We start from the raw sequence: 9,119 nt of genomic DNA, 5'->3' as shown, positions 1-9,119 counted from the left end.
GGTTGCGCGACACGCCCAACTGCCGCTCAGCCACGATCACCGGGGTGCCAGCACACACCAGATCAAAGAATTCCCGCTTCAACCACCACGGCACCCGGTAACCCGTCGGCATTGCAACCTCCCAAATCGATGGACATTGCATTGACCGTATGAATCCGCCCCCCGAATTCTCGGTCTCAGTACACGCTCGGCGAGCACGGGCGGCGGCAACCCGCCGGATAATGCCGCCCGTGGTGTCTTCGACGGTGACCCGGGTGTCGATCCAGCCGAGCTCGGTCAGTGCTTCGTGGCGCCGGATGCCCTTGTTGAATGCTTCGCGGGTGGTCCGGTGGTGTTCGCCTTCGTAGTCGACACCGACTTTGATTTCCTCCCAGCCCATATCGATCACCGCGACGAGCACGCCGTATTCGTCGTAGACCGGGATCTGGGTTTGCGGCCGCGGGAAGCCGGCGCGGATAAGAAGCAGCCGCAGCCAGGTTTCGCGCGGCGATTCGGCGCCGGCGTCGACGAGGTCCAGCACGACCCGGGCGCGGCGGATGCCGCGGCGCCCGGGATACCGCTCAGCAAGCGACGCGACATCGGCCACCTTGAGCCGGGTCGCCCGCGCCAACGCGTCGATAGCCACGACCGCCTTCCCGGCCGGGTAACGGCAAGCCAGATCCAGGGCGGTGCGCGCGGGGGTGGTGACCCTCATGCCGGCGATCAGTTCGACCTCGTCATCCTCGACCCGGTCCGACCAGGTACGGACGCCAGCTGGTGGGCGCCGGCAGTCGTAGAGCAACTCGGCGGGTCCGCGGTCATCCACCCACTTGGCTCGATGCAGCGCCGCGGCCGACTGTCCGGCGATCACTCCGCGTCGTCGTGACCACAACCACGCTGCCTTCGCCTGCAGCACTGCGGTGAGCCGAGTACCGCGTAGCACGTAAACATCGTGGTGGACCGGTTGGAACCGGCTGCTCAACGCGTATTTCGTCAGCCGCTCGGCGGCGACGGCCTCGCTGCCGAGGAATGGTTCGGATGGTTCCCCCATGTCCCGAGTGTGCCGGTGGGTACCGACACCGCGCCGAGCGTGTACTGAGACCGAAAAATCGCTCGGCGGATTCTCGGTCTGGTTACACGCTCGGCGAGGGCGAAGAGACCCGGAACGACTCGACGATCGCGTCGGTCGGTGAGCGCCACTGCATTCCGAGGTCGTTCAGGGTGTGCGTGTCGTCGGTGGGGGTGGCGGAGGTGAGCAGCCAGGCCGCCTCGTAACTCAATCCGTCCGGAATCCGCACCAGCCGGCCGGCGGTGTCGGCGATCCGCCCGATTCCGCGGAATACGCTCGGCGCCACCGGGATCCGGCGGATACGGCGTCCGATACCCTGCTCAACGGCGGCGATCATGTCGTTGAACTCCACCATGATCCCGCCGCAGACGTAGCGGTGCGGGCCCCGGCCGGTCTGCATCGCGCGGGTGTGCACCTCGGCGACGTCGCGGACATCGACCATCTGCATGCCGCCGCGCAGCCGGGGTGCGACCGCCGCCCGTGCGATCGGCGCCCAGCCCTGCTCGGTGACCCCCGGCGCGGTGTGAAACGCCGGTCCCACCACGCTGGACGGGTAGGTCACCACGACGGGTGCGCCCTCGGACTGCAGCCGCCGGGCCACCCGGTCGGCGTAGGCCTTGGTCTGTGCGTAGGCGCTGCGCCCGTCGACGATGGGGGAGTCGGGGCCGATCACACCGTCGGGCGGCGGAAACATCGCGCTGTAGCTGCTCACCGACACGACGGGGTCCAGTCCCTGCGCGACGGCGCGGGTCAGGATCGCCTCAGACGCGTGCGCGTTGACCTCCCACATCAACTGGGCGCGACGGTTGTCGGTGCCGACCACACCGGCGGCGTGCAGCACCGCGTCGCAGCCGTCCAGCAGCGCTGTGACGGTGTCGGCGGTCCGGATATCGCCGTCCAGGGTGGTCAGCTCGCCGACCTCGGCCAGCCGGGCGATCACCGGCTCGCCGGCGCAGCCGGGTGCGGCCAGCAGCCGCACCTGATGTCCGGCGGTCAGCAGCGCCCGCACGGTATGGGCGCCGAGGTATCCGGTACCGCCGGTGACCGCGATGTGCATCAGCGGTTCTTGAACTGCGGGGGCCGCTTCTCGGAGAACGCCCGCGGGCCCTCCTTGGCGTCCTCGCTCAAGAACACCTTGATCCCGATCTTGGTGTCGATCTTGAACGCGTCGTTCTCGTGCAGGCCCTCGGTCTCGTGGATGGTGCGCAGAATCGCCTGCACCGCCAGCGGCCCGTTGTTGTTGATCATCTCGGCGATCTCCAACGCCTTGTCCAGCGCCTGCCCGTCCGGCACCACGTAGCCGATCAGGCCCATCTCCAGGGCTTCGGTGGCGGTGATGTGGCGTCCGGTCAGCAGCAGATCGCAGGCCACGGTGTAGGGGATCTGGCGGGGCAGGCGCACCGCCGAACCGCCCATCGGGTACAGGCTCCAGCGGGCTTCGGAGATGCCGAACTTGGCGCTTTGGCCCGCGATCCGGATGTCGGTGCCCTGCAGGATCTCGGTGCCGCCGGCGATCGCGGGGCCCTCCACCGCGGCGATCAGCGGCTTGGTCAGCCGCCGGCCCTTGAGCAGACCGTCGATGCGCGACGGGTCGTAGCTGCCGTCGGCGAACGAGTCGCCCGGCGGCTTGGCGGTCGCCGCCTTGAGGTCCATACCGGCGCAGAAGTAGCCGCCGGCCCCGGTCAGGATGCAGCAACGGATGTCGTCATCGTTGTCGACGCGGTCCCACGCCTCGACCATGGTCGAGAGCATCTCAGTGGATAACGCGTTACGTGCCTCGGGTCGGTTCAGCGTCAGGATCAGGGTGTGTCCGCGCTGCTCAACCAGTGCGTGGGGCTCGCTCACGGGGTGTCCGCCTTTCGGAGATGAAATCCACAGACTTGTGTCGAAATGTAACACGTTCTAATTTGTGTCCGTGGCCCTGAATATCGCTGACCTTGCCGAGCACGCCATCGACGCCGTCCCGGAGCGGGTGGCCTTGATTTGCGGTGACGAACAGTTGACCTACGCCCAGCTGGAGCAGAAGGCCAACCGGCTGGCGCACCACCTGATCGATCAGGGTGTGAAAAAGGACGACAAAGTCGGCCTGTACTGCCGAAACCGCAACGAGATCGTCATCGCGATGCTGGGCATCGTCAAGGCGGGCGCGATCCTGGTCAACGTCAACTTCCGCTATGTCGAGGGCGAACTGCGCTACCTGTTCGAGAACTCCGACATGGTGGCGCTGGTGCACGAACGCCAGTACAGCGAGAGGGTAGCCCGGGTCCTTCCCGAGACCCCGAACGTCAAGACGATCCTGGTGGTCGAAGACGGCTCCGACGCCGATTTCCAGCGCTACGGCGGTGTGGAGTTCGAGGCCGCGCTGGCGCAGGGATCGCCCGAGCGTGACTTCGGTGCCCGCAGCGCAGACGACATCTACCTGCTCTACACCGGCGGCACCACCGGCTTCCCCAAGGGCGTGATGTGGCGGCACGAGGACATCTACCGGGTGCTGTTCGGCGGCACCAACTTCGCCACCGGTGAACCGATCGCCGACGAGTACGACCTGGCCAAGCAGGCTGTCGAAAACCCGCCGATGATCCGCTACCCGATCCCGCCGATGATCCACGGCGCCACCCAGTCGGCGACCTGGATGTCGCTGTTCAGCGGCCAGACCACGGTGCTGGCGCCGGAGTTCGACGCCGACACGGTGTGGCGCACCATCCACGACCACAAGGTCAACCTGCTGTTCTTCACCGGCGACGCGATGGCGCGGCCGCTGCTGGACGCGTTGTTGGCACACCAGGATGCCGGTAACGAATACGACCTGTCGTCGCTGTTCCTGCTGGCGTCCACCGCGGCGCTGTTCAGCCACAGCATCAAGGAGAAGCTGCTGGAGTTGCTGCCCAACCGGGTCATCACCGACTCCATCGGCTCCTCGGAGACCGGGTTCGGCGGCACCAGCATCGTCGCCAAGGGCGAAGCGCACACCGGTGGGCCCCGGGTCACCATCGACAAGACCACCGTCGTGCTCGACGACGACGGCAACGAGGTCACGCCCGGGTCGGGGGTGCGTGGCATCCTCGCCAAGCGGGGCCACATCCCGGTGGGCTACTACAAGGACGAGAAGAAGACCGCCGAGACCTTCCGCACCATCAACGGGGTGCGCTACGCCATCCCCGGCGACTATGCCCAGGTCGAGGCCGACGGCTCGGTGACCATGTTGGGACGCGGGTCGGTGTCGATCAACAGCGGCGGCGAGAAGATCTATCCCGAAGAGGTCGAGGCGGCGCTCAAGGGCCACCCCGACGTGTTCGACGCCTTGGTGGTGGGGGTGCCCGACGCGCGTTACGGCCAGCACGTCGCCGCCGTGGTGCAGCCCCGGGAGGGCGCCCGTCCCGCGTTGGCCGATCTGGACAGCTTCGTGCGCTCGGAGATCGCCGGCTACAAGGTGCCGCGCAGCCTCTGGTTCGTGGAGGAGGTCAAGCGTTCACCGGCCGGCAAGCCCGACTACCGCTGGGCCAAGGAGCAGACCGAGGCCCGACCGGCCGACGAGGTGCACGCCAAGCACGTGGGCTGAGCCGATGGCGGCGACCCGCTACCGCCCGGGGAGCTTCTGAATCGCCTGGATCATCGGGGTGAGCGCCTTCTGCCAGAAGGTGGGCGAAATCCCCAGCGGCGGGTCCAGGTTGAGTACCCGTGCGGTGGAAACCGTCTGCGACTCGGTGTACTTGAGGATGCCGTCCGGGCCGTGGCGGCGGCCCACGCCGGAGGCCTTCATACCGCCCATCGGCGCGGCGGTGCTGCCGAACGTCAGCGCGTAACCCTCATCGACGTTGACGGTTCCGGCCTGGATCCGTGCGGCGATCGCCTCACCCTGGGCCTTGGTGGCCGCCCAGACGCTGGCGTTCAGACCGTATTCGGTGTCGTTGGCCCGTTCGACCGCTTCGTCGACCGTGTCGACCGGATAGATCGACACCACCGGGCCGAAGGTTTCGTTGCGTCCGCACTCCATCTCGTCGGTGACATCGGCGAGCACGGTCGGTTCGAAGAACAGCGGGCCGATGTCCGGGCGGGCGTTGCCGCCGGCGATCACCGTGGCGCCCTTGGCCTTCGCGTCATCGACGTGGCCGCTGACCGTCTTGATCTGATCCTCGGAGATCAGGCTGCCCATGTCTGCGGAGAAGTCGTAGGCTGACGCGAGCTTCATCGCCTGCACCTGCTCGGCGAACTTGGCGGTGAACTCGCCGGCGATATCGCGCTCGACATAGATGCGTTCGATCGAGATGCACAGCTGCCCGGCGTTGGAGAAGCAGGCCCGGGTCGCGGCCTTGGCGACTTCGGCCAAATCGGCGCCCTTGGTGACGATCATCGGGTTCTTGCCGCCCAGCTCGGCGGAGAACCCGATCAACCGGCGACCGCAGTGCTCGGCCAGCGTGCGGCCGGTGGCCGTGGAACCGGTGAACATCAGATAGTCGCAGTTGTCCACGATCGCGGTACCGACCACCGAGCCCGGACCGGGAACCACCGCGAACAGGTCGCGCGGCAGGCCCGCCTGGTACAGCAACTCGGCGTTGGCCAGGGTGCAGTAAGGGGTCTGGCTGTCCGGTTTGATCACCACCGCGTTGCCGGCCAGCAGCGCGGGGATCGAATCCGAAATCGACAGCGTCATCGGATAATTCCACGGCGAGATCACCCCGATGACGCCCTTGGGGTGATAGGTCACCACGGTCTTGACGAAACCGGGCAACAGCCCCTGCACCCGGTTGGGGGCCAGCAGCTTGGCCGCCTCGCGCGCGTAGTACCGCGCGTTGAGCATGATGTCGACGATCTCTTCCTGCGCCGCCGACCGGGCCTTGCCGGTCTCGGCCTGCGCCACGTCCATCAGGAAATCCCGGTTGGCGGCTACCAGGGAGCGGAACCGCTCCATCACCGCGCAGCGTTCCTTGACCGGCCGCTTGGCCCACTCCGCCTGCGCGGCTCGGGCTTTGACGAATGCGGCGGCCGCATCCTCGGCGGTACCGATCGGAATGGTGGTCAGCGCTTTGCCGGTGAACACCTCGTCGATGGTGCGGGTCTGCCGTGCGTCGATGTCGGTGATGGCGACCAGCCGGCGCAGCCGGTCGAAGTCTGCGGCGGATGGAGCGGGCATGAGAAGCACTCCCTACTGGCAAGTAACTAGCGGATGCCCGCCAACCTACCCCGGGCAGTGCCCGCCCGGTAGGGCGGCCTTGTGGGCGATGAGCCATTGTGCGATCTGGTTGAGGTCCGCCACCCCCGCATCGAAGCTGGCGGCGTCGGCGGCCAGCGCCACACCGACATCGCCCGTGTCGGTGGTCATGATGCCGAACTGGCGTACCAGGTAGCCGCCGGCCTTGCCGGGGCCCCAGCCGCCCTTGCTCGGGGCGCCGTCATTAGCCAGCCCCCAGTTGCCTGCGGACAGGTGCGACATCCAGTCGAGCACCTCGTCCCGGTCGGACAGGCAGCGCAGCCGAGCGGCGAACTGCGCCTGCAACGCCAATGTCCACTCCGTCTGCCCGAACGCGGTGAAACCGGCTCTCACTCGCTGCGATTGGACGATCGTCGTCTCATCCCCGGTTTCCCGCAGCACCTGCTGAACCTTCAGCGCGGCCTGTTCGGGTGCGCCGAGTTGCGACCACAGCCCCTCGGCGGCCGCATTGTCGGATTGGGTGATTGCCTTGGCCGCCAACGGCTCTGCTGCCGCATGGTCGGCCCGCAGCGCGGCGATCACCAACGGCACCTTGCTGGTCGACCACGCCACCCCGGTCGTCCAGGTGCCCAAGTTCGACACCGTGGATTCCCCGACCGGGACGAACGCGACGCCGATGCGCGCAGAGATGGTGCGGGACAGCTCGTCGAAGCTTGCCTGCAACGGGTTTGGCGCCGGTGGTGGTGCACCGGTGGCCGGCGGAGGCTGGCTGGGGGCCGCGCTGGCGGTTGGCGCCGGTGGCGACTGCTGATCCGGGGTGCTGGGCGTGCCGGTGCATCCACCGAGCAGCATCGCGGCGGCCAGCACCGCGAGCGGCCAGCTGCGGTCAGTAGGCATACACAATCGCGTCGTTGCCGCCGGTGCAGGTCGCCATCGGACCATTGGCGGTGCACGTCATCGGATACCACTGGCTGGTCACGGTGCTGTAGGCCTGCACCACCCGCGGCGCGGCGCTGGGCGGCCCGCTCTGTCCGTAGGCCACTCGAACGGCCTCGGAGAACTCGCACGAGGTCACCTGGCTGCCCGCTGCCGAGGTCTTGTAGTCCCCGGCGGGACCGGACGTCGCCGGGCAGACGCGCGCGTCCGGGGGCAAGGTGACCGACGCCTGTGGTGCGACGACCGTGGGTGCCGGCGCGGACGCGGTCGGCGGGGCCGCCACGGTGACGCCGGCGGCGACGGTAGGCGTCGACGGTGAGTGGGTGCCGGTGTGGCTGCCGCGGCTGAGAACCAGCACCGTGATACCCAAACCGGCCACGATGACCGTCGTTGCGGCCGCGATGATCGCCGGCAGCACCCACGACTGCCGTTGTGTTCCCGGGCCGGCCTGACGCTGCAGCACATTCGGTGGCGGCGGGGGCGGCGGCAGTTGCCGCGCGGGCGGGACATAGGTCGGTGCCGCGTACTGCATCGCCGCGACGGTGGCCGGTGGCGGTCCGGTGACGACGGTCGCAGGCTCGGGGGTCGTCGGCGCGGTGGGCCGCAGCGCGCGCTGCGCGGCCCGCGCGAAGGCACCCGCGGTGCCGTAGCGGTCGTCGGCTTGTTTGGCCATGCCGCGCCCGATCACCTCGTCGAGTGCCGCGGGCACCGCCAGGTTCGCGAGGCTGGGCCGCGGGGCCGGAGCGGTGGTGTGCGCGGTGATGACCTGCTGCAGATTCTTCGACGGGAACGGTGGGGACCCGGTCAGCAACTCGTAGAGCACACAGGCCAGCGCGTAGATATCGGCAGCGGGAGTGACTTTCCCGCTGCCGAAGCGCTCCGGCGCCATGTAGGCAAACGACCCAACGGCTGTCCCGACGCTGGTAAGCCGGGACTCGCCGGCGGCCTCGGCGATCCCGAAATCCACCAGATAGGCGAAGTCGGCCGGGGTGAGGATGACGTTCTCGGGTTTGACGTCGCGGTGAATCATGCCTGCCGCGTGCGCGCCGTCCAGGGCCGCCGCTACCTGGGTGATGATGGCCACCGCACGCTCGGGATCGACGGGCCCGTCGCGGAGCAGGGCCCGCAGGTCGACGCCGTCGACCAGGCGCATGTCGATGTAGAGGGTTCCGCCGACGTCACCCCAGTCGTGGATGGGTACGACGTGGGGTTCTTGGAGTTTGGCCGCCGTGTGCGACTCGCGGCGAAAACGCTCGCGGAAGGTGTCGTCATGGCAGTGCTGGTCGGACAGGATCTTCAGCGCGACCACGCGGTCTTTGACCGTGTCGTAGGCCTCGTAGACCTCGCCCATGCCACCGCGGCCCAGCAGCGTCCGGATTTGGTAGTGCCCGAAGGTCGAGCCGACCCGCGTTGTTGAACTCGTCATGATCCGTTCCTTCTTCGCAAGCAGTATCCCCCCAGACGCCTGACCTGCGCGCGGTAATTCGCCGAAGGTCGCCGGGTGAACCCTGCACGATCGCCTGAGCAGGAGCGATGCCGCGATTTCGAGCCCTCGATGGAGAACGTCGGCGATGGACCACCAGCAGCTAACGATCATGAACGTTCAGACCTTCGGCAGCGTCAACGGCCGGATCATCGGGGCGATGGACGTCACCGTCGCGGACGGATTGATCGCATCGGTGACGCCGGCGGCACCGGGCACGGGTCCCGGCATCGACGGGACCGGACAAACCCTGTTGCCCGGATCGATCGACGTGCACTGGCACGGTCGGCTGGTCAAGGTCGGCGCGTAGCGTGCCGATGCGGGTACGGCTCAGAAGTGAGCTGCACCGTGGATGCAGACCTGTCAAGGGGCAGCGTCGTCAACGGATGGGGCTAGGTCAGCTATAGCGCGCCCGCCGGCAGGGTTTTGGGGAACGTCCACGACCCCAAACCACGGCGACGGTTCCGCCTTCGCCGAACGTGCACTCAGACCGAAAATCGGGC

7 protein-coding genes and 1 pseudogene are annotated in these 9,119 nt (G+C 67.9%); 2 read left to right on the top strand and 6 right to left on the bottom strand.

The features are described from left to right. Nucleotides 1-187 precede the first annotated feature (187 nt). From AC5Y36_RS25595 to AC5Y36_RS25585, 3 genes and pseudogenes are all read right to left on the bottom strand, one after another. Nucleotides 188-1,030, bottom strand: a pseudogene (locus AC5Y36_RS25595) (type IV toxin-antitoxin system AbiEi family antitoxin); the annotation flags it as partial. Nucleotides 1,031-1,112: 82 nt separating this feature from the next. Next, a complete protein-coding gene (locus tag AC5Y36_RS25590; protein WP_500043780.1) occupies nucleotides 1,113-2,105 on the bottom strand; it encodes an NAD-dependent epimerase/dehydratase family protein in 993 nt (330 codons plus the stop codon). Beyond that, nucleotides 2,105-2,893 (bottom strand): crotonase/enoyl-CoA hydratase family protein, encoded by a 789-nt coding sequence (locus AC5Y36_RS25585; protein ID WP_500043779.1) that lies wholly within the window; start codon nucleotides 2,891-2,893, stop codon nucleotides 2,105-2,107. Before AC5Y36_RS25585 ends, AC5Y36_RS25590 begins: the two co-directional genes overlap by 1 nt. 64 nt (nucleotides 2,894-2,957) lie before the next feature. On the opposite strand from AC5Y36_RS25585, the gene AC5Y36_RS25580 reads away from it, so the two are divergent. Further along, the gene (locus AC5Y36_RS25580) at nucleotides 2,958-4,607 is read left to right on the top strand and encodes an acyl-CoA synthetase (RefSeq protein WP_500043778.1); all 1,650 of its coding nucleotides are present in this window, start codon (nucleotides 2,958-2,960) and stop codon (nucleotides 4,605-4,607) included. An 18-nt stretch (nucleotides 4,608-4,625) separates the two neighbouring features. Here AC5Y36_RS25580 and AC5Y36_RS25575 read toward each other — a convergent pair whose 3' ends face one another. From AC5Y36_RS25575 to AC5Y36_RS25565, 3 genes are read right to left on the bottom strand one after another with little or no spacing between them, the layout of a single operon-like run. Next, nucleotides 4,626-6,179: a succinic semialdehyde dehydrogenase gene (locus AC5Y36_RS25575; RefSeq protein ID WP_500043777.1), complete on the bottom strand. Its 1,554-nt coding sequence runs from the start codon at nucleotides 6,177-6,179 to the stop codon at nucleotides 4,626-4,628. Between the two features lie 45 nt (nucleotides 6,180-6,224). Beyond that, complete coding sequence (locus AC5Y36_RS25570; protein ID WP_500043776.1) at nucleotides 6,225-7,094, bottom strand: hypothetical protein; 870 nt, start codon at nucleotides 7,092-7,094, stop codon at nucleotides 6,225-6,227. Beyond that, nucleotides 7,084-8,559 (bottom strand): serine/threonine-protein kinase, encoded by a 1,476-nt coding sequence (locus AC5Y36_RS25565; protein ID WP_500043775.1) that lies wholly within the window; start codon nucleotides 8,557-8,559, stop codon nucleotides 7,084-7,086. The genes AC5Y36_RS25570 and AC5Y36_RS25565 overlap by 11 nt, the downstream gene beginning before the upstream one ends. 169 nt (nucleotides 8,560-8,728) lie before the next feature. On the opposite strand from AC5Y36_RS25565, the gene AC5Y36_RS25560 reads away from it, so the two are divergent. After that, nucleotides 8,729-8,926, top strand: a complete 198-nt coding sequence (locus tag AC5Y36_RS25560) for a hypothetical protein (protein WP_500043774.1) — start codon at nucleotides 8,729-8,731, stop codon at nucleotides 8,924-8,926. Nucleotides 8,927-9,119: the final 193 nt, after the last annotated feature.

It is taken from the genome of Mycobacterium sp. NGS50 (genome assembly GCF_059812545.1).
Note: the sequence above shows the minus strand (reverse complement) of the source record. Positions and strands in the feature narration are given on the sequence as shown.